This window comes from Cellulomonas sp. FA1, assembly GCF_000986825.1.
Lineage (GTDB): Bacteria > Actinomycetota > Actinomycetes > Actinomycetales > Cellulomonadaceae > Cellulomonas > Cellulomonas iranensis.
In genome coordinates this window covers 1,012,142-1,032,829 of the sequence record NZ_LBMY01000001.1, presented here as the reverse complement: position 1 = coordinate 1,032,829, position 20,688 = coordinate 1,012,142, and the positions used below count along the sequence as shown (strand labels likewise).

At 74.3% G+C, this 20,688-nt stretch carries 16 protein-coding genes; 11 read left to right on the top strand and 5 right to left on the bottom strand.

The window, feature by feature from the left end:
• Positions 1-11: 11 nt before the first annotated feature.
• Together GY42_RS04605 and GY42_RS04600 are read left to right on the top strand one after the other, a co-directional pair.
• Positions 12-2,006 carry a fumarate reductase/succinate dehydrogenase flavoprotein subunit gene (locus tag GY42_RS04605; protein WP_046528436.1) on the top strand — a complete coding sequence of 665 codons (1,995 nt, stop codon included), beginning with the start codon at positions 12-14 and terminating at the stop codon, positions 2,004-2,006.
• Positions 2,003-2,752 (top strand): succinate dehydrogenase/fumarate reductase iron-sulfur subunit, encoded by a 750-nt coding sequence (locus GY42_RS04600; protein WP_046528435.1) that lies wholly within the window; start codon positions 2,003-2,005, stop codon positions 2,750-2,752. Before GY42_RS04605 ends, GY42_RS04600 begins: the two co-directional genes overlap by 4 nt.
• A gap of 61 nt (positions 2,753-2,813) precedes the next feature.
• Here the strand turns inward: GY42_RS04600 and GY42_RS04595 are convergent, their stop codons facing one another.
• A complete protein-coding gene (locus tag GY42_RS04595) occupies positions 2,814-3,830 on the bottom strand; it encodes a LacI family DNA-binding transcriptional regulator (RefSeq protein ID WP_046528434.1) in 1,017 nt (338 codons plus the stop codon).
• A gap of 188 nt (positions 3,831-4,018) precedes the next feature.
• Here GY42_RS04595 and GY42_RS04590 point away from each other — a divergent pair, with 188 nt between their 5' ends.
• The 5 genes from GY42_RS04590 to GY42_RS04570 all read left to right on the top strand — a co-directional run bounded on the left by GY42_RS04590 (position 4,019) and on the right by GY42_RS04570 (position 12,775).
• Complete coding sequence (locus tag GY42_RS04590) at positions 4,019-6,037, top strand: beta-galactosidase (RefSeq protein ID WP_046528433.1); 2,019 nt, start codon at positions 4,019-4,021, stop codon at positions 6,035-6,037.
• A 152-nt stretch (positions 6,038-6,189) separates the two neighbouring features.
• Positions 6,190-7,440: a sugar ABC transporter substrate-binding protein gene (locus GY42_RS04585; protein ID WP_046528432.1), complete on the top strand. Its 1,251-nt coding sequence runs from the start codon at positions 6,190-6,192 to the stop codon at positions 7,438-7,440.
• Positions 7,441-7,511: 71 nt separating this feature from the next.
• Positions 7,512-9,128 carry an ABC transporter permease subunit gene (locus GY42_RS04580; protein WP_046528431.1) on the top strand — a complete coding sequence of 539 codons (1,617 nt, stop codon included), beginning with the start codon at positions 7,512-7,514 and terminating at the stop codon, positions 9,126-9,128.
• A 2-nt stretch (positions 9,129-9,130) separates the two neighbouring features.
• A complete protein-coding gene (locus tag GY42_RS04575; RefSeq protein WP_046528430.1) occupies positions 9,131-10,018 on the top strand; it encodes a sugar ABC transporter permease in 888 nt (295 codons plus the stop codon).
• Between the two features lie 108 nt (positions 10,019-10,126).
• Positions 10,127-12,775, top strand: coding sequence for a glycosyl hydrolase 53 family protein (locus GY42_RS04570; protein WP_046530545.1), 2,649 nt, complete (start codon positions 10,127-10,129; stop codon positions 12,773-12,775).
• Positions 12,776-12,824: 49 nt separating this feature from the next.
• Here the strand turns inward: GY42_RS04570 and GY42_RS04565 are convergent, their stop codons facing one another.
• Entirely contained in the window at positions 12,825-13,709 is an 885-nt protein-coding gene (locus tag GY42_RS04565) for a universal stress protein (RefSeq protein ID WP_046530544.1), read from the bottom strand.
• A 131-nt stretch (positions 13,710-13,840) separates the two neighbouring features.
• Here GY42_RS04565 and GY42_RS04560 point away from each other — a divergent pair, with 131 nt between their 5' ends.
• The 3 genes from GY42_RS04560 to GY42_RS04550 are packed head-to-tail and all read left to right on the top strand — an operon-like array spanning position 13,841 to position 15,272.
• On the top strand, positions 13,841-14,350 hold the full coding sequence (locus GY42_RS04560) for an RNA polymerase sigma factor (protein ID WP_046528429.1): 510 nt from the start codon (positions 13,841-13,843) through the stop codon (positions 14,348-14,350).
• A complete protein-coding gene (locus tag GY42_RS04555; RefSeq protein WP_046528428.1) occupies positions 14,347-14,979 on the top strand; it encodes a methylated-DNA--[protein]-cysteine S-methyltransferase in 633 nt (210 codons plus the stop codon). The genes GY42_RS04560 and GY42_RS04555 overlap by 4 nt, the downstream gene beginning before the upstream one ends.
• An 11-nt stretch (positions 14,980-14,990) precedes the next feature.
• A complete protein-coding gene (locus GY42_RS04550) occupies positions 14,991-15,272 on the top strand; it encodes a DUF2277 domain-containing protein (protein ID WP_046528427.1) in 282 nt (93 codons plus the stop codon).
• A gap of 45 nt (positions 15,273-15,317) precedes the next feature.
• On the opposite strand, the gene GY42_RS04545 is transcribed toward GY42_RS04550, so the two are convergent.
• From GY42_RS04545 to GY42_RS04535, 3 genes are all read right to left on the bottom strand, one after another.
• The gene (locus tag GY42_RS04545) at positions 15,318-15,629 is read right to left on the bottom strand and encodes a hypothetical protein (RefSeq protein WP_082131347.1); all 312 of its coding nucleotides are present in this window, start codon (positions 15,627-15,629) and stop codon (positions 15,318-15,320) included.
• A gap of 4 nt (positions 15,630-15,633) precedes the next feature.
• Positions 15,634-17,115: a malate dehydrogenase (quinone) gene (mqo, locus tag GY42_RS04540; RefSeq protein WP_269082300.1), complete on the bottom strand. Its 1,482-nt coding sequence runs from the start codon at positions 17,113-17,115 to the stop codon at positions 15,634-15,636.
• Between the two features lie 232 nt (positions 17,116-17,347).
• Positions 17,348-20,113 carry a cellulose-binding domain-containing protein gene (locus GY42_RS04535; RefSeq protein ID WP_046528426.1) on the bottom strand — a complete coding sequence of 922 codons (2,766 nt, stop codon included), beginning with the start codon at positions 20,111-20,113 and terminating at the stop codon, positions 17,348-17,350.
• 306 nt (positions 20,114-20,419) lie between these two features.
• Here GY42_RS04535 and GY42_RS04530 point away from each other — a divergent pair, with 306 nt between their 5' ends.
• Positions 20,420-20,632: a hypothetical protein gene (locus GY42_RS04530; protein WP_046528425.1), complete on the top strand. Its 213-nt coding sequence runs from the start codon at positions 20,420-20,422 to the stop codon at positions 20,630-20,632.
• Positions 20,633-20,688 lie beyond the last annotated feature (56 nt).

Genomic DNA, 20,688 nt, shown 5'->3' with positions numbered 1-20,688 from the left:
CGGAGGACACCGTGACGGACCCGACCACCACCCGTGCGGACGCCGCGTCCTGCACGCCCGACGACGTGCGCACGGTCGGTGCGCCGGTCGACGGACGCGTGCCCGACGTGCCCGCCGAGCAGGCGTGGGACGACCGGCGGCTGCACTACCCGCTCGTGGCACCGGCCAACCGGCGCAAGTTCACCGTGATCGTCGTCGGCACGGGCCTGGCGGGCGCGGGCGCCGCGGCGGCGCTCGGCGAGCTCGGGTACGACGTCGAGTGCTTCACGATCCACGACGCGCCGCGGCGCGCGCACTCGGTCGCCGCGCAGGGCGGCATCAACGCGGCCCGCGCGCGCAAGGTCGACAACGACTCGGTGCACCGGTTCGTCAAGGACACCGTCAAGGGCGGCGACTTCCGGGGCCGCGAGGCCGACGCCTACCGGCTCGGCCAGGAGTCGGTGCGCGTCATCGACCACATGAACGCGATCGGCGCGCCGTTCGCGCGCGAGTACGGCGGTGAGCTCGCGACCCGCTCGTTCGGCGGCGTGCAGGTCTCGCGCACCTACTACACGCGCGGCCAGACGGGTCAGCAGCTGCAGGTCGCGGGAGCCAACGCGCTGCTGCGGCAGGTGGCCCGCGGCACCGTCACGCTGCACACCCGCCAGGAGATGCTCGACCTCGTCGTCGCCGACGGGCGGGCGCAGGGGATCGTGGTGCGCGACCTCGTCACGGGGGAGGTGCGTGCCGTCACCGCGCACGCGGTCGTCCTGGCCACCGGCGGCTACGGCAACATCTACTGCAAGTCCACGCTCGCGAAGAACTCCAACGCGACCGCCGCGTGGCGCGCCCACCGGCGCGGCGCGTACTTCGCCAACCCGGCGTTCATCCAGTTCCACCCCACGGCGCTGCCGCTCATGAGCCAGTGGCAGTCCAAGACGATCCTCATGTCGGAGTCGCTGCGCAACGACGGCCGCATCTGGGTGCCGGCCCGCGCCGACGACGACCGCGCCCCCGAAGCGATCCCGGAGAGCGAGCGGGACTACTACCTCGAGCGGCGCTACCCGACGTTCGGCAACCTCACGCCGCGCGACGTCGCGTCGCGCGCGGCGCGCGAGCGCATCGACGCCGGGTTCGGCGTCGGGCCGCTGAAGAACGCCGTCTACCTCGACTTCGCCGACGCGATCGCCCGGCTCGGGCGCGAGACGGTGGTCGCGCGGTACTCGAACCTGTTCCACATGTACGAGCAGGCCACGGGTGACGACCCGCTCAGCACGCCCATGCGCATCGCGCCCGGCGCGCACTTCGCGATGGGCGGCCTGTGGTCGGACTACGACATGATGACGTCGGTCCCCGGGCTGTTCGTCGGGGGAGAGGTCGGCTGGGGCTACCACGGCGCGAACCGGCTCGGCGCGAACTCGCTGCTCTCGGCGTGCGTCGACGGCTGGTTCACGCTGCCGTACGCGGTGCCGGGCTACCTCGCGCCGCTGCTCGGCACGCGCGTGCTGCCGCACGACGACCCGGCCGTCCTCGACGCGGTCGAGGCGGTCCGCGCGCGCACCGAGCGCCTGCTGACGACCGGCGGCACGCAGGGCCCCGACCGGTTCCACCGCCGCCTCGGCGAGATCCTCTACCGGTACGCCGGCGTCACGCGCACGCCCGAGGGCCTCGCGCAGGGGATCGCCGAGATCCGCGCGCTGCGCGAGGAGTTCTGGCGCGACGTGCGCGTGCTCGGCGAGGGCGCCGAGCTCAACCAGGAGCTCGAGCGCGCCGGCCGCGTCGCCGACTACCTCGAGATGGCCGAGCTGCTGTGCGTCGACGGGCTCGACCGCGACGAGAGCTGCGGCGCGCACTTCCGCGCCGACCACCAGACCCCCGACGGCGAGGCGCTGCGCGACGACACCACGTGGTGCCGCGTCTCGGCGTGGGAGTCCCCGGCGCCCGACGCCCCCGACGCGCGGTTCGTGCGGCACGACGAACCGCTGACGTTCCAGGCCGTGCCGCTGCAGACGAGGAACTACGCGTGAAGCTCACCCTGGAGGTCTGGCGGCAGCGGGACGCCGCGTCGCCCGGCGCGTTCGAGACGTACGAGGTCGCCGACGCGACGGCCGAGATGACGCTGCTCGAGCTGCTCGACCGGCTCAACGACCAGCTCGTCGAGCAGGGCCGCGAGCCCGTCGCGTTCGAGTCCGACTGCCGCGAGGGCATCTGCGGGTGCTGCGGCGTCAACGTCGACGGCCGCCCGCACGGTCCGCAGGCGAACACGCCGTCGTGCGAGCAGCACGTGCGGTCGTTCGCCGACGGCGAGGTCGTGCGTCTCGAGCCGCTGCGCTCGGCCACGTTCCCCGTGGTCAAGGACCTCGTGGTGGACCGCTCGGCGCTCGACCGCGTGATCCAGGCCGGCGGGCACGTCGCGGTGGACGCGGGTACGGCGCCCGACGCGGACACGACGCGCGTGAGCTACGAGACGGCCGAGATGGCCCTCGACTTCGCCGCCTGCATCGGCTGCGGTGCGTGCGTCGCGGCCTGCCCCAACGGGTCGGCGTCGCTGTTCACGGGCGCCAAGCTCACGCACCTCGCGGCGCTCCCGCAGACGCGGCAGCAGCGCGGGGCGCGCGCCGTGGCGATGGTCGACCAGATGGAGCACGACTTCGGCCCGTGCTCGACGTTCGGCGAGTGCGCGGTCGTGTGCCCGGCCGGCATCCCGCTCAGTGCGATCGCGGCGGTCGGCAAGGAGCGCATGCGCGCGTTCCTGCGGGGCCGCGCGAGCTGAGGCCGGGTGCCGGGGCGGCGCGGCCGACCCCGGCGCCGGCACGGGCCCGCGCGCCGGCGCGTCAGGTGCTCGCGCGCCGCACGAGCTCGGCGGGCATGGTCACGGCGGTGTGCGGTGCGCCCCCGACGACGTCGAGCAGCATCGCGACCATCGCTGCGCTGATGCGGTCGAACGGCTGGTGCATGGTTGTCAGCGGCGGGTCGAGCGTCGCGGCGAGGCCCGAGTCGTCGAAGCCGCCCACGGCCACGTCGTCGGGCACCCGCAGGCCGCGCCGGCGCAGCACGCCGAGCGCGCCGGCGGCCATGAGGTCGGACGCCGCGAACACCGCGTCGACGTCGGGGACGCGGTCGAGCAGCACGTCCATGCCTGCGGCCCCGGACTCGGCGGTGTAGTCGCCGTGCACGACGTACCGCTCGTCGTAGGCGTCGCCGAGCTCGGTGCGGTAGCCCTCGAGCCGCAGGCGGCCGCCGGGCGTGTCGAGCGGGCCGGTGATCGTCGCGATGCGCCGGCGGCCCTGCGCGCGCAGGTGCGCGACCATCGCGCGCGCGCCGGCCTGCTCGTCCACGGACACCGAGCCGACCTGGTCGGCGTGCCCGAGGGGGATGCCGCACGCGACGGTCGGGATGCCCTGCTCGACGAGCGTGTCGAGCAGGGGGTCGTCGGCGTGCGAGGAGATGAGCAGGACGCCGTCGACGTGCCCGGCGCCCACGTACTGCGCGACGTTCTCGCGCTCGTCGGGCGTGCCGGCCACGAGCAGGATGAGCGTCATGCCGCGCTCGCTGAGCGCCTCGGCGGCGCCGCGCAGCAGGATCGAGAACGTCGGGTCGGCGAAGAGCAGGTGGTGCGGCTCGGTCAGCAGGAACGCGAGGGAGTTGCTGCGGCCGGTGACGAGCGACCGGGCGTGCTGGTTGGCGCGGTAGCCGGTCTCGGCGATCGCGCGCTCGACGGCCTCGCGGGCCTCGGGGGACACCCAGTGGCCGCCGTTGATGACGCGGGACACCGTGCCGCGCGAGACGCCGGCGGCGGCGGCCACGTCACGGATGGTGGGGCGGCGCCGGGCGGAGGTCGTGGTGTCCACGGATGTCGACTCTAGACGCGGCGCGGCGCGTGCGGCCGGGATTTCGGACCGCGTCCTGTGCACGGTCACAGTCGGATAACGATGCCCCGGCCCCCCTGTGGGGGCGCGTGTCCGCGTGATTACCTGTGCACGCTCACAGGCTGTGACCGTGCACAGGGCGCGGGCGCGACGACGCGACGGAGGGTCACGTGGCAGAGCTCGGCTGGCCGACGGAGGGGATCTCCTACGGCGGCGACTACAACCCCGAGCAGTGGCCGCGCCACGTGTGGGACGAGGACGTCGCGCTCATGCGCGACGCGGGCGTCAACCTCGTCAGCGTCGGCATCTTCTCGTGGGGCCTGCTCGAGCCTCGCGAGGGCGAGTACGACTTCGCCTGGCTCGACGACCTGCTCGACCTGCTGCACCGCAACGGCATCGCCGTCGACCTCGGCACGCCCACCGCGTCGCCGCCGGCCTGGTTCTACGCGACCTACCCCGAGTCGCGCGTCGTGACCCGCGACGGCACGACCCTCGGCTTCGGGTCGCGCGGCATGGTGTCGCCCAGCTCGCCCGCCTACCGTGCCGCCGCGGTCCGCGTCGCGACCGAGCTCGCGCGCCGCTACGCCGACCACCCCGCCGTCGTGCTGTGGCACGTGCACAACGAGTACGGCGCACCCGTGGGCGAGGACTACTCGCCCGTGTCCGTCGCGGCGTTCCGCGACTGGCTCCGCGAGCGCCACGGCAGCCTCGACGCGCTCAACGCCGCGTGGGGGACGGCGTTCTGGGGCCAGGTGTACCGCGACTGGGAGCACGTCGGTGCCCCCGCCGCCACCGCGTCGACGGCCAACCCCGCGCAGCGCCTCGACTTCGCGCGGTTCACCGACCACCAGCTGCGCGCGTGCTTCCGCCTCGAGCGCGACGCGATCCGCGCGCACGCCGCGCAGCCGATCACGACGAACTTCATGGCGCACCAGTCGTACAACACCGACCTGTGGGCGTGGGCCCGGGAGGTCGACGTCGTCTCCGACGACCACTACCTGTGGTCGCCCGACCCCGACGCGCACGTCGGCCTGGCGCTGTCGGCCGACCTCACCCGGTCGGTCGCTCGCGGGCGGCCGTGGGTCCTCATGGAGCACTCGACGTCGGCCGTCAACTGGCAGGGGCGCAACGTCGCCAAGCGGCCCGGCGAGATGCACCGCAACGCGTTCACGCACCTCGGCCGCGGCGCGGACGGGATCATGTTCTTCCAGTGGCGCGCGTCCCGCTCGGGCGCCGAGAAGTTCCACTCGGCGATGCTGCCGCACGCCGGCACGTCGTCCCGCGTGTTCACCGAGGTCGTCGACCTCGGTGCGCGACTCGCACGCGTCGCCGAGCTCCGGGGGTCGCGCGTGCACGCCGACGTCGCCGTCCTGTACGACTGGGAGTCCCTGTGGGCGCAGGACCTCGAGTGGCGCCCGTCGGACGCGCTCGGGTTCCGCGAGCGCGTGCGCACCTACTACGAGCGGCTGTGGCGCGACGGCGTGACGGTCGACTTCGCGCACCCGCTCGACGACCTCTCGCGCTACCGCCTGGTGGTGGCGCCCGCGTCGTACCTGCTGACGGCGGCGGCGGGGGAGAACCTCACGAGGTACGTCGAGGACGGCGGCACGCTGCTGGTGTCGTGCTTCGCGGGCGTGGTGGACGAGCACGACGCGGTGCACGAGGGCGGTTTCGGAGCGCCGCTGCGCGCCGCGCTCGGGGTCGCGGTCGAGGAGTTCCTGCCGCTGCGCGAGCGCGAGACCTGCGAGGTCGCGCTCGACGGCACGACGGTGGGCACCGACACGTGGACCGAGCACCTCGTGCTCGACGGTGCGCAGGTGCGCGGCACGTACCGCGGCGGCCCGGCGGACGGGATGCCCGCCGTGACGCGGCACGCGCGGGGGAGCGGCACGGGCTGGTACGTGAGCACGGCGCTCGGCGTCGACGCGCTCGCACCCGTGCTCGCGGCCGTGTACGCCGACGCGGGCGTCGTGCCGCCCGGGCGACCCGAGGGCCTCGAGGTCGTGACGCGCCGCGCCGAGGACGCCGACTACGTCGTCGTCGTCAACCACCGCGACGAGGCCGTGAAGGTCGACGTCCAGGGCACCGAGCTGCTCACCGGCGCGGTCGCCGCCGGTGTCGCGCAGGTCGGCGCGGGGGACGTCGCGGTGTTCCGCACCGCTCGCGACGCGCAGGGGGGTGGTCGCTGACCCGCGCGCGTCGTGCGGCCGCCCGGCCGCACGCAGCACTCACGAGCACGCACCGCCGTCCCGTCGGGACGGCGGACCAGCACACCACCGAGGTCGCAGCGTCGCGATCGCTCCACGACGCGCGCGGCGGCCCCTCCCCGGAAGGAACTCAGATGCGCAAGCACCTCGCGCTCGGCGTCGCCGTGGTCGCGTCGGCCGCCCTCCTCGCCGCGTGCAACGGCACGCCCTCGTCGTCCGACGGTGACGCCTCACCGACCGCAGGGACGGGTGGCGGCGGTCCCGAGCTCGTGATCTGGTCCGACGCCGAGCGCGCCGAGGCCATCAAGAACGCGGCCGCGAGCTTCGAGGCCGACAGCGGCGCGACCGTCACGGTCGTGCAGAAGAACTTCGAGGACCTGCGCGCCGACTTCCTCGCGCAGGTGCCGACCGGTGAGGGCCCCGACATCACGGTCGGCGCGCACGACTGGCTCGGCGAGCTCGTCGAGTCCGGCGTGGTCGACACGATCGACCTCGGCGACCGCGCGGCGGACTTCGAGCAGGTCACGCTCGACGCGTTCACGTACGACGGCCAGCTGTACGCGCTGCCGTACGCGCAGGAGGCCGTCGCGCTCATCCAGAACACGGCGCTCGTCGGGTCGACCGCCCCCACGAGGTGGGACGAGATGATCCGCATGGCGACCGACGCCGGGTTCGCGGAGCGCCCGTTCATCCTCTACACCAACGGTGCCGAGGGCGACATGTACACGTCGTACGCGTTCCAGACGTCGTTCGGGGCACCCGTCTTCGTGCAGGACGAGTCCGGGTCGTACACCAGCGAGGTCGGGCTCGGCGGTGACGCGGGGCTCGCGTACGCGCAGTGGATCCACGACAACGGCAAGGCCGGCACCGGCTACTTCACCGACACGGTCGACTACGACATCAGCAACGAGCTGTTCGCGACGGGTCAGTCGCCGTTCATCGTGCAGGGGCCGTGGACCATCCCGACGTTCCGTGACGCGGGCGTCGACGTGCTCGTGAGCCCGATCCCGTCCGCGGGCGGGCAGACCGCCTCGCCGTTCGTCGGCGTGCAGGGCTTCTACCTGTCGGCGCAGTCGAAGAACGCGCTGCTCGCGAACGAGTTCCTCGCGAGCTACGTCGCGAGCGACGAGGCGCAGCAGGCGCTGTACGAGGCCGACCCGCGCATCCCCGCGCTCACGGCGGTCGCCGAGTCGGTGGCCGACGACCCGGTCATCGCGGGCTTCCTCGCGTCGGCGCAGAACGGCGTGCCGATGCCGAACATCCCCGAGATGGGGGCCGTGTGGGACTTCTGGAACCCCGCGCAGATCGCCCTGATCAACGGTGAGGACCCGGCGGCGACCTGGACCACCATGGTCGCCAACATCGAGTCCGCGATCGCCGACTGACACCCACCCACCCGGGGGCGGGGCGCCACCGCGCCCCGCCCCCGCCCAGGTCGTCGACACGAGGAGCACAGATGTCCGTCGGTCAGCCGGGCGCGGAGCGCCCCGGGAGCGCCCCCGCCGCGCCGCGAGAGTCCGCCGCGCGCGACTGGCGCGGCCCGGGGTGGGGCTTCCTGGTGAAGCTCCTGCTCATGATGGTGGTCAACGCGGTGGGCGGTGCGGCGGTCCTGTCCGCGTACCACGCCCGCTCGTGGGTGGTCCTCGGCGTGCTCGTCGTGCTGCTCGCCGCAGCCGACTGGATCTACTTCGCGCGGCGGACCCGCCCGCTGAAGTACCTGTACCCGGGCCTGGTGTTTCTCGCCGTGTTCCAGGTCTTCACGCTGCTCTACACGGGTTACGTCGCGTTCACGAACTACGGCACGGGGCACCTGGGCTCGATGCAGCAGGCGGTCGACGCCGCGCTGATCCAGGACGAGCGGCGCGCCGACGACTCGCCCACCTACCCGCTGGCGGTCGTGCGCGACGGCGACGTCCTGGGGTTCGCCGTCTCGCAGGACGGCGAGGTGCGGGTCGGCACGGCCGACGACCCCCTGAGCCCGGTGCCGGGGGCCGCGCTCGACGACCGGGGCGTGCCCACGCACGTCCCGGGCTGGGAGGTCGTGCCGCGGGCCACGCTGTTCACCGACGCCGACCTGCAGCAGCGGGTCGTGAGCCTGCGGGTGCCGGTCTCGGACGACGCCGAGGACGGGTCGCTGCGCACGCGCGAGGGCGCGACGGCCGCCGTCTACACCTCGGACCTCGTGTGGGACGCGGCCGCGCGCACGCTCACCGACACCGCGACGGGCGCGGTCTACGCACCCGACGACCGCGGGAACTTCGTCAGCGCGGACGGCGACCGCCTCGCCGCGGGGTGGTACGTCAACGTCGGGTTCGACAACTTCGTGCGGGCGTTCACCGACCGCGCGTACGCCGGTCCGCTGCTCCAGGTCGGCGCGTGGACCTTCGCGTTCGCGATCCTCACCGTGCTCACGAGCTTCGGGCTCGGGCTGCTCTTCGCGATGATCTACAACGACCCCCGCGTCCGCGGACGCAAGGTCCTGCGGACGGTCTTCATCCTCCCGTACGCGTTCCCGGCGTTCATGTCCGCGCTGCTGTGGCGCGGCATGCTCAACGCCGAGTTCGGCGTCGTCAACGAGTGGTTCCTGCTCGGGGCGGACGTCAACTGGCTGGGCGACCCCTGGCTCGCGAAGCTCGCGATCCTCTGGGTCAACCTGTGGCTCAGCTACCCGTACTGGTTCCTCGTCACCACGGGTGCGCTGCAGGCCGTGCCGTCGGAGACGCTCGAGGCCGCCCGCGTCGACGGCGCCGGCCGGTGGCGGCAGTTCCGCTCCATCACGCTGCCGCTGCTGCTGGTGTCGACCGCACCGCTGGCGATCGCGTCGTTCGCGTTCAACTTCAACAACTTCACGATCATCTTCATGCTCACGGGCGGGGGCCCGGCGTTCCGTGCCGCGAGCGTCCCGATGGGCTCGACCGACATCCTCATCTCGGCGATCTACCAGATCTCCGGGGTGTCCGGCGGACGCGCCGACTACGGGCTCGCGAGCGCGCTGTCGATCGTCGTGTTCGTCGTCATCGGCGTCGTCTCGGCGCTCGCGTTCCGGCAGACCCGCAAGCTGGAGGAGATGTAGCCGTGGCCACCTCTGAGGTCCCCGCCGAGCGTCGCACCCGCGCGCGCCGCGTCCGCTGGTGGGCGGAGGTCGGGTGGAAGTACCCCGTCGCCGTCGTCATCGTGTTCTACGCCGCGTTCCCGCTGGTCTACGCGCTGTCGGCGTCGCTCGACCGGCGCGGGTCGCTCGCCGGGTCGGGTGCGTTGTTCCGCTCGGTCGGCGTCGAGAACTACCGCGCGCTGGGCGGCACGCTGTACTGGACGTGGGCGGGCAACACGCTGCTGATCGGTGGTGCCGCGGCGCTCGGCGCCGTGCTCATGGGTGCGGCGGCGGCCTACGCGTTCTCACGCTTCCGGTTCCGCGGGCGGCGCACCTCGCTGACGGCCCTGCTCATCATCCAGATGTTCCCGCAGACCGTCGCGTTCGTCGCCGTCTTCCTGCTGCTCGTCGCGCTGGGGGAGGTCGTGCCCGCGCTGGGGGTCAACTCCAAGCTCGCGCTGATCTGCGTGTACCTGGGTGGCGCGCTGGGCGCGAACACGTTCCTCATGTACGGGTTCTTCAACACCGTGCCCATGGAGATCGACGAGGCCGCGAAGATCGACGGCGCGACGCACGCGCAGATCTACTGGCGGCTCGTGATGCCGCTGGTCACGCCGATCCTCGCGGTCGTCGGGCTGCTCGCGTTCATCTCGGCGTTCGGCGACTTCATCCTCGCGAAGATCGTCCTCACCGGCGAGGGCAACTGGACGCTCGCCGTGGGCATGTACCAGTGGGTGTCGAACCAGCTCACGTCGCGGTGGGGCCTGTTCGCGGCCGGTGCGACGGTCGGCTCGCTGCCCGTGCTCGCGCTGTTCCTGTCGTTGCAGCGGTACATCGTCGGCGGGCTGTCGGCCGGCTCCGTCAAGGGCTGACGCCGGCGCGCCGACCGCCGCCCGCGCGACCTGCACCACCCGCGGCGTCCGTGGCGCCGCGGTCCGACCACCACTCGAAGGCCGACCACCACTCGAAGGGGAGTGCAGATGAGATCACGTCCACGACCGGGAGCGGTCACCGCGACCATCCTCACGGCCGTCCTGGCCGTCGCCGGGCTGGCCGGCACCGCGGCCGCGGTACCTGACGGGCCCGTCGCCGCCGGCATCACCGTGCCCCGCGTCGACGGGATGCGCGACGGCTGGATCAACGGCGTCGACGTGTCGACCGTCCTGTCCCTGGAGGAGAGCGGCGTCACGTTCAAGGACGACGAGGGCCGCGAGGCCGACCTGTTCGCCGTGCTCGCCGACCACGGCGTCAACTGGGTCCGCGTCCGCGTGTGGAACGAGCCGTTCCTCAGCACCGACGCCACGAAGGGCTACGGCGCCGGCAACGTCGACGCCGCGCGGGCGACCGAGATCGGCCGCCGCGCGACCGCCGCCGGGATGCGCGTGCTCGTCAACTTCCACTACGCGGACTTCTGGGCGCACCCCGGCCAGCAGCCGTCGCCCCGCGCGTGGCGCGGCCTGGCCCTGCCGGACCGTGAGCAGGCGCTGTACGACTACACCGCGCAGACGCTGCGCACGATGCGCGACGCGGGCGTCGACGTCGGCATGGTGCAGGTCGGCAACGAGACCACCAACGGCCAGGTCGCGGGCGAGAGCGGCTGGGACCGCACGGCGGGTCTGTTCCAGGCCGGCTCGCGGGCCGTGCGGGACACGCTCGGCCCGGACGTCAAGGTCGCCGTCCACTTCACCAACCCCGACCGCGCGGGGCAGTACGCCGCCGTCGCACGCGAGCTCGACCGGCGCGGCGTCGACTACGACGTGTTCCTGTCGTCGTACTACGCGTTCTGGCACGGTTCGCTCGCGAACCTCACCGCGGTCCTCGACCAGGTCGCGACGACCTACGACAAGGAGGTCGCGGTCGCCGAGACGTCCTGGGCGTACACGCTCCAGGACGGTGACGGTTACCCGAACTCCGTGCGCACGGCGCCGACGCAGTACGCCGCCTCGGTGCAGGGCCAGGCCCTCGCGGTGCGTGACGTCATGCAGGCCGTCGCGGACGTGTCGGGCGGCCGCGGCCTCGGCACGTTCTACTGGGAGCCCGCGTGGCTCCCGGTCGGGCCGCCCGACCAGGTCGAGGCCAGCTGGGACCTCTGGCAGCAGCACGGGTCGGGCTGGGCGACGACCTACTCGCAGGAGTTCTACGACCCCGACGGGCGCCTGCCCGAGGGGGAGTGGGCCGACGACTTCGGCGGCTCCGGCTGGGACAACCAGGCGCTGTTCGCGTTCGACGGCACGCCCCTGGAGTCGCTGCGCGTCTACGAGTACGCGCGCACGGGCTCGGTCGCGCCGCGGCAGCTCGACGCCGTGCAGCGTCCCCGCGTCACCGTCGTCGACGGCGAGGCCGTGACGCTGCCCGCCGAGGTCGAGGTCGGGTACACCGACGGCACGTCCGAGACGCAGCAGGTCACGTGGCAGGGCGACGGCGCGTGGATCGGCGGGCCGGGGTCGTACGTCTTCACCGGTGTCACCTCGGGGGGCCACCCGGCCGCGGTCGACGTCGTCGTGCTGTCGGACGCGACGTCGGGCACGAACCTCGTGCGCAACCCCGGCTTCGAGACCGGCGCCGCGTCCTGGACCGGCACCGGCACGGGGTACACGATCGGCCGCGCCGAGGACCCGTACGAGGGCACGCGCTCGACGCACTTCTACTCGGCGAACCCCTTCGCGTTCACGATCGAGCAGACCGTCACCGACGTGCCTCCCGGCGAGTACCGGCTGTCCGCCAAGGTCCAGGGCGGGAACGCCGGGGCGTCCGACCAGATGCGGATCGAGGCCCAGTCGGGGATCTCGACGGTCACGGCCGACTTCCGCCTCGACGGGTACCTCGCGTGGCAGACCCCGCAGACCTCACCGATCAGCGTCGGTGCGGACCGGCAGGTCACCGTCTCCGCGCAGCTGAGCCTCAGCGGCGGCGCGTGGGGCACGATCGACGACGTCCAGCTCGTCGTGGTCGAGCCGGCCGTCGAGGCGGACACCGCGTCGCTCGCCGCGCTCGTGGCGGAGGCCGACGGGGTCGGGCGGGACGCGTTCACGGCGGACTCGCTCGCTGCCCTCGACGCGGCCCTCGCGCGGGCGGCGTTCGTCCTCGGCTCGCCGACGCCGCACCAGGCCACCGTCGACGGTGCCGTGGCCGCGCTGCGCGATGCGATCGACGGCCTCGTGGCGGCCCCGACGCCCGCACCGACGCCCACGACGCCGTTGCCGTCGCCGACCGGGACCGTCGCACCCGCGCCCACGGCGGGCCCGGACGACGCGGCGTCGCCGCGCGTCACGCTGTCGGCCGCCACGGCCCGCGCGGGCGACCGTCTCACCGTCACGGTCGCGGGCGTGCCGGGCGCGCAGGCCGAGGTCGGGATCGCGTCGACCTACCGGCGGCTCGCCGTCGCCGACCTCGTCGACGGCGGCGCGACGCTCACGGTGACCGTCCCGACGGACCTGCCGGCGGGGCTGCACCACGTGCAGGTGCGCGACGCGCGGGGCGACGTGCTCGCCCAGGCGCCGCTCACCGTCACGGCAGCGGGTGCCCTGGCGGTCACCGGTGCGGGCGTCCTGCTGCCGCTCGGTGCCGGCGTCGTGCTGCTCGCGGCCGGTGCCGCGTTCGTCGCGGTACGGCGACGCGCCTCGGCGTGACGGCCGTCCGTGGGGTGCGCCGCCGCCGCACCCCACGGACGCGCCCGTGCTACGCGGCGGGCACCTCCGCGCCGTGCACGACCAGCACGGTGCACGGCGCGTCGCGCACGACGTCGTGGCTCACCGAGCCCAGGAGCATGCCGGGGAACGCCCCGAGCCCGCGCGACCCCACGACGACCAGCTGCGCGTCGCCGCACGCCGCCACGATCGCGTGCGCGGGGTCGTCCTCGACGAGCCGCACGTCGACCTCGAGGTCGGGGTGGTGCGCGCGCAGGCGTGCGACGAGCTCGTCCGCGGCGCGTCGCGCGGGCGCGTCGTCGGCGGGCGGCAGCTCGACGGGCACGGGCCCGTACGGGGCGGGGATCGTCGGGCGTGCGTGCACGAGCCGCAGCGCGGCACCGCGCTCCGCGGCCTCGGCGGCGGCGACGTGCGCTGCCGCGATCGCGGCCGCCGACCCGTCGACCCCGACCACGACGGGAGCGGGCGCGCCGTCCGCCCCGTGGGTCGGGGCGTCCCGCACCACCGCCACCGGGCAGCGCGCGTGCGCCGCGACCTGAGCGGCGACGCGTGCGACGTGCCCGCCGCCGCGGGAGCCCGCGCCCACCACGACGAGCGACGCGCGTTCGGACACGCGGCGCAACGCGTCGGCGGGCGAGCCGTCGAGCACCTCGAACGCCACGCCGGGGGGCGCGTCGGGTCGCGCCCGCACCCGGTCGGCGAGGTCGGAGAGGTACGACCTCGCCTCGGCGTGCACGTCGACCGCGGGCGGGACCACCGCCCACGACCACGCCGTCACCTCGGACACGGGATCGACGACGGCCACGAGCCGCAGCTCGGTGCCGCGTCGTACCGCCTCGGCCGTCGCCCACGCGAGCGTGTGCTCGCTGCGTGCCGAGTGCGCGAGAGCCACCAGGACCGGTCCGTCGGTCCGCATGAGGACCACCTCCGTGGACGGACGTCGGTCGGCCCGTCCTCTCTCCACGATGCGCCTCCTTCGGGGATCGTGCGAGGGACGGAGGGCCCACCTCACGCCCGGTGCCGCGGCGACGTCTGCACACTGTGGGGATGACCGGACCGTTCGAGGACGTCGTGCGCGCGCACGGCCCGACCGTGCTGCGCGTGTGCCGGGCCATGCTCGCGGGCCGCGACGCCGACGACGCGTGGTCGGAGACGTTCCTGTCGGCGCTGCGCGCGTGGCCCGAGCTGCCCGCCGACGCGAACGTCGAGGCGTGGCTCGTGACGATCGCGCGCCGTCGCTGCCTCGACGAGCTGCGGCGGCGGGCACGGCATGCCGTCCCGGTCGAGGACCCCGCGCTGAGCACGGGCACGGCGCTCGTCGCGCGCGCCGACGAGCCGGGCGCGCGCGACCTCGACCTGTGGCGCGCGGTCGCCGCGCTGCCCGCCAAGCAGCGGCGCGTCGTCGTGCTGCACCACCTGGGCGGCCTGCCCTACGCCGACGTCGCGGCGCTGGTCGGTGGCACCGACGCGGCCGCGCGCCGCGCCGGGGCCGACGGGGTCGCCACGCTGCGCCGCACCTACGGCGCCGCCGTCACGGACGAGGAGGACGCACGATGACCACCGCACCGCAGGCCGCGCCCGCGGCGGAGCCCGACGGCCGCACCCTCGCGCGGCTGCACGCCGACCTCGTCGAGCGCGCCGCGCGCGACGGCCTGCTCGACGTCGCGTACCGCGTGGTCGACTCGCCCGTCGGGTCGCTGCTGGTCGCGGCGGGCGAGCGCGGCGTGCTGCGCGTCGCGTTCGACGTGCAGGGGCACGACGCCGCGCTGCAGGAGCTCGCCGCACGCGTCAGCCCCCGCGTCCTCGCCGGCGGGCGGCGGCTCGACCCGGTGCTGCGCGAGCTCGACGAGTACTTCGCCGGCCGGCGCCGCACGTTCGACGTGCCGGTGGACCTGCGCCTGCTCACCGGCTTCCGCCGCGAGGTCGTGCTGTCGCTGCCCGACGTGCCGTACGGCGCGACGGCCTCGTACGCGCAGGTCGCGGCCGCGACCGGGCGCCCCGCCGCCGTGCGCGCCGTGGGGACGGCGTGCGCGCGCAACCCCGTGCCGCTGCTGCTGCCGTGCCACCGCGTGGTGCGGTCCGACGGCACGCCCGGGCGGTACGCGGGCGGCGACGCCGCCAAGACGACCCTGCTCGCGCTCGAGCGGGCGGCCGCGGGTCTCGACGGCGGCGAGGGCCCGGCGTAGCGTCGAGCGGCATGTGCCGCAACATCACGACCCTGCGCGGCCTCGAGCCGCACGCCACCGACGACGAGATCGAGGCCGCCGCACGCCAGTACGTCCGCAAGGTGACGGGTGTGCAGCAGCTCTCGGACGCGACGCGCGAGCCGTTCGAGCGTGCGGTCGCGGAGATCGCGCACATCACGGCGCACCTGCTGGACGCGCTGCCCGAGCGACGACGCCCGCCGACGACCGTGCCGCCGCTGCGCCGCCCCGAGGTGCAGGCGCGCGTCGCCGCGCGCGAGGCCTCCGCGGGCTGACGACGACCCGCCCGCGGCGGTCGGTCCGCGGCGGGCGCGCCGGGCTCAGTGCTGCTGCGGGACGTCCGCGGCGGCGACGAGTCGCGGGATGCCCTCGGGCGCGACCGCCGAGAGCGCGAGGAACCGCGCCTCGGCCCGGTGCAGCCGGATGTGCTCGTCGAGCGACCACCCGGGCCCGTTCGTCAGCGTCATGCCGCACGCGCACCCGATGGTCACCGCGCCGTCGTCGTCGACGACGACCTGGCCGACGGTCGTGTGGTCGGTGAAGGCGCGCACCTTCGCGTGCCGCATGGGCGCGCTGACGGCGACCGGCAGGTCGTCGGGGTACGGGTCGGGGTGCGTGTCGTGCGTCGTCACGGACTCAGTGTCCGCCGGTGAGCGTCCCGTCGTCGACCAGCTGGTCCAGCGCGGTGTCCCACGCGGCGCCGCCGAGGCTCGGCATGATCTGCTGCAGCCGCGGACGCCAGGCGTCCGCCTGCTCGGGGAAGCAGCGGTCCAGCAGGTCGAGCATGGTCGCCACCGCGGTCGACGCACCGGGGGAGGCGCCCAGCAGGCCCGCGATGGAGCCGTCGGCCGACGCGACGAGCTCGGTGCCGAACTCGAGCACGCCGCCGCCGGGGCCGCGCTTGATGACCTGCACGCGCTGGCCGGCGGTCACGAGCTCCCAGTCGCGCGGGTGCGCCGACGGCATGTAGGCGCGCAGCGCGCGCAGCCGGTCGGCGTCGCTCGCCGTGACCTCGCGGATCAGGTACGTCAGCAGGTCGAGGTTGCGCAGGCCGACCGCGAGCATCGGGACGAGGTTGCCCGGACGCACCGAGCGCAGCAGGTCGGTCCACGAGCCGCGCTTGAGGAACTTCATGCTCCAGCCCGCGTACGGGCCGAACATCAGCGCGTTGCCGCCGTCGACGACGCGGGCGTCGAGGTGCGGCACGGACATCGGCGGGGCGCCGACGGCGGCCTTGCCGTAGACCTTGGCGCCGTGCTGCGCGACGATCTCCGGGTTGGTCGTGCGCAGGAACTGCCCGCTGATGGGGAAGCCCGCGTACCCGCGGATCTCCTTGATGCGCGAGCGCTGCAGCAGGTGCAGCGCGCCGCCGCCCGCGCCGACGAAGACGAAGCGCGCGGTCACGGTGCGCGGCGGGCGGCCGTTCCAGCGACGGTCGGCGATCGTCACGCGCCACCGGCCGTCGCGCAGTCGCTTGAGGCGCGTGACCTCGCTGCTGGTGCGCAGCTCGGCACCGCGGGCCACGGCGTCCGCGAGCATCGCGCGGGTGATCGAGCCGAAGTCGACGTCGGTGCCCCACGCGGCGCGCGTGGCGGCGACGGGCTCGTCGTCGGTGCGGTCGGCCATGAGCAGCGGCGCCCAGCGCTCGATGACGGCCGGGTCGGTCGTGAACTCGAGGTCGGCGAACAGCCGGTGCGCGCGCAGCGCCTCCCACCGCTTGCGCAGGTGCTCGACGTCCTTGGCGCCGCGGACGAACGACATGTGCGGCGTGGTCGTGACCGCGCGCTCGGCGCCGGGCAGGCGGCCCGCGGCGGCGAGGTGGTGCCACAGCTCGCGCGAGAGCTCGTACTGCTCGTTGATCCGCACGGCCTTGCTGATGTCGACCGAGCCGTCGGGCCGCTCGGGCGTGTAGTTCAGCTCGCAGAGCGCGGCGTGCCCGGTGCCCGCGTTGTTCCACGGGTTGGAGCTCTCGAGCGCCGGGGCGTCCAGGCGCTCGTGGATCTCGACGCGCCACGTGGGCTCGAGCGTCGTGAGGAGCGACGCGAGGGTCGCGCTCATGACGCCCCCTCCCACGAGGAGGGCGTCGACGTCGGCCGTGCTGCTGCGAACGGGTGCCACGGTCGCGATGCTAGGTCGACGTCGAGACAGATCCACGGGCCAGTCATGTGATGTTTGTCTCGTGGGACCTTGGTCACATGCCACCCGTGTGACGTGCGACGACGTGACGTGCGACGACGCCCTCGCGGGCCTGTCGGTGGGCGTCGACGCACCGATGGGTGGCGCCCGGATGCCGGACGCCACCCACCGGGGGTGCGGGGTCAGCGGCCGGGGTCCGTCCGGCCGACCACCGTCAGGACAGCGTGCACGCGGTGCCGTTCAGCGTCGCCGCCGTCGGGGCCGCGGCGGTGCCCGTGTGCGTGCCGTTGAAGCCCACGTCCACCGACGCCCCCGGTGCGAGCGCGCCGTTCCACGCGGCGTTCGTGGCCGTCACGACGGCGCCCTGCTGCGACCACGTCGCGCTCCAGCCCTGCTGCAGCTGCTCGCCGTGCGCGTACGTCAGCCGCAGCGTCCAGCCCTGCAGCGGAGCGGCGCCGGCGTGGGTGAGGCGCACGCTCGCCGTGAACCCGGTGTTCCAGCTCGACGCCGTGTACCGCACCGCGCACGACGCAGCGGGGTTCGTGGGCGTCGGGCTCGCCGTCGGGGTCGGGGTGACCGTGGGTGTCGGCGTGGGCGTCACGGTGGGCGTGGGCGTGGGCGTCGGGGTGGGGGTCGGCGTGGCCGTCGAGGTCGGTGACGGCGTCGGCGTGGGGGACGGCACGGTGCCGTCCGACTCGCCCACGACGATCCCGCGGCCGTTCGTCCCGACGTACACGCGCCCGAACACGTCCGGGTCGCCCGTGATGGCGGCGCCTGTCCACGCGTACCGGTGTTCGTCGTCGTTGATGCGCACCCACGTCGCGCCGCCGTCGGTCGAGCGGAAGAAGCCCCGCACGCCCTGGTAGAGCGACGTGGTGTAGATCGCGGGGTAGGACGCGCCGGGCGCGGCCTTGCCGAAGCCGACCGCGCCGCCGTCCTCGAAGCCGGGCACCTGCGTGAACGTCGCACCGGCGTCGGTCGAGCGGTACAGCCCGTCCTCGGCCGCGAGCCACACGTGGCCCTGCTTGCCCGGGACCGCGCCGAACCGCACGTTGCCCTCGGCGGGGAGACCGGTGGCGGCGGACTGCACGAACGTCGCGCCGCCGTCCGTCGACACGTAGAACCGGCCCGCGGAGTAGGCGTAGAACGTCGTCGGGCTCACGCGGTCGGCCTCGACCTGCGCCTGCGCCGGGACCCCGGTGGACGGCGTCCACGTCGACCCGAGGGTCGTCGACACGTGCACGCCCGTGCCCTCGGGGCTCCAGACGATGCGCGCACCGTCCGCGGACACCGCGACGGTGCCGGACTTCGTGACGCCCGCGGGCTCCTGGCCCGCCCACCACGTCGACCCGGACGTCGTGCTGACCGCGATGTGCGACTCGACCTCGCCGTCGACGGCGTAGCCCACGCGCACGACCGTGGACGGCTTGCTCTCGGCGAAGTCGACGCCCGTCACCGAGCCGTGCACGGGCTGCGTGTAGATGCTGTCCGGCACCTCGTCGATGTCGGTGTGCACGAACCCGCCGAGGTCGCCCAGCCCGGAGTAGAGCTCGACCGCACCCGGGGGTGCGGCGAGGTCGAGCACCGCGGTCTCCTCGATGCCGAGCGCACGGACCTCGATGTCGACCGTGCCCCCGGTGTCCCAGTCGGTGAGGTTGTCCGACCCGTACACCGTGGCGCCCGTGCCGTAGAGGAACCGGTCGGAGTCGAACGGGTCGATCTCGAACGACTCGGTCATCCAGCCGAGCTTGACGAGCGGCTCGGGCGGCACGGCCTGCGTGCGGCCCATCGTGAGCCACGGCGTCGCCGAGACGTCCATCGAGTACCGCAGCGAGCGCTCGGGGTACGACGCCCAGTCCCAGATCCGGGTCCACGACGCGCCGCGGTCGGTCGAGCGGAAGAAGATGACGTCCGGCCACCACGAGACCTGGGTCGCGACCATGATCGTGTCGGGGTCCTGACGGTCGATCGTCAGGCCCGAGAACCCGTAGTAGAGGTCCGACGACGACAGCGGCAGCGGCGAGACGTCCGTCCAGGTGCCCGTCGTCGCGTCGAACCGCGAGACCTGCCCCTTGCCGCCGTCGTACGGGCCACCCGTGTCGGACGTCGCGACGTAGAGCTGCTTGCCCCGCGCGTCGAACACGCCCTTGTGCGGCAGGTACCCGGTGGGCTGGCCGGGCACGCGCTGCCACGTCACGCCCGCGTCGGTCGAGCGGTAGACGTTGTTCTCCTTGTCCGCCACGCCCACGTAGATCGTGCGCGTCGGTGAGCCCGCCGTGCCGCTCGTCGGGTCGAACGTCACCCACACCACGCCCTGGTTCTGCGTGAGGTACGAGTTGTCCGACGTCGGGTCCTGCACGTAGTTGCCCGGGTTGGGGAAGCTCGTCACCTCGGACCACGTGACGCCGCGGTCGGTCGAGCGCCACAGGCCGTGGCCGTTCTCGGTGCCGAGGTACAGCACGCGGTTGTCGTTGGGATCGATCTGCAGGCGCTCGCCCATGCCGCGCCCGGGCATGTTGCCGCCGACCTTGAACGGCAGCATCGTGCGCTGCCACGTCTCGCCGCGGTCCGCCGAGCGCAGGATCGCGCCGTTCTGCGGGTCCCAGTCGTTGGTGTAGGTGCCGACGGCGGCGTAGACGCGGTCGGGGTCGCGCGCGTCGGTCGCGAGCGACAGGACGCCCGTGTGCCCCCACTCGTCCCAGCCGACGTGGTCGAGCAGCGGGGTCCAGCGCCGCGTCGTCGGGTCGAGGCGGTAGGCGCCGCCGATGTCGGTGCGGGCGTAGACGAGGTCCTTCTCGCCCTGGTTGTAGACGATGCCGGGCACGAACCCGCCGCCGCCGATCTGCACGTTGCCCCACGTGTACCCGGTGGCGGCCGCGGCGGGCGCCGCGGTGACGACGCCGGTGGTGAGGGCTCCCGCGGCGAGGGCGACCGCGGCCCCGGCCGCGGCGAGGGGGGCGATCAAGGGTGGGACGCGCATCCGCTGCTCCTTCGCGTGGCGCGACGACGGCGGCCGTGGCGCGGCCGTGCCGCGACGGTGGCGGTCGCCGCCGGCGGGCCCGGCGGGGACGGACCGAGCCGCGTCGCCGGGGCCGGGGTCCGCGCGTCACGCTATCGATGCGCTTCGACGGCCCGAAGGGCACGAAACGATTCGCCGCGCTCGCGCCGCGTGCCGGGGTCGGACGTCCCTGGCGCGCGTCCGACACGCGGACGCCCGCGGCCGACACGCGGGCGCGGACCGCGCCAGCGGGTGCGCGCGCCGTCACCCTCGGGGTAGAACCGGTGCATGACCTCGAACCGTGCGCGCGACCTGGCCTCCGACCCCGCGCTCCAGCGCATCGCCGAGCGGCAGCCCGCCGACGCCGACCTCGACGCCGCCGACGCCCGGTCCGGGGGCGACGCCGCACGCGCACCGCGCTCGCTGCGCGCGTCCGAGCTCGGACCGGACGACGAGGCCATCGCCTCGAGCGACGACTGGGACGACCCGCAGCGCCTCTGACGCACCCGCGGGGGCCGGCCTCCTCGGTCGGCCCCCGCGGGTCCGCACCTCGTCGG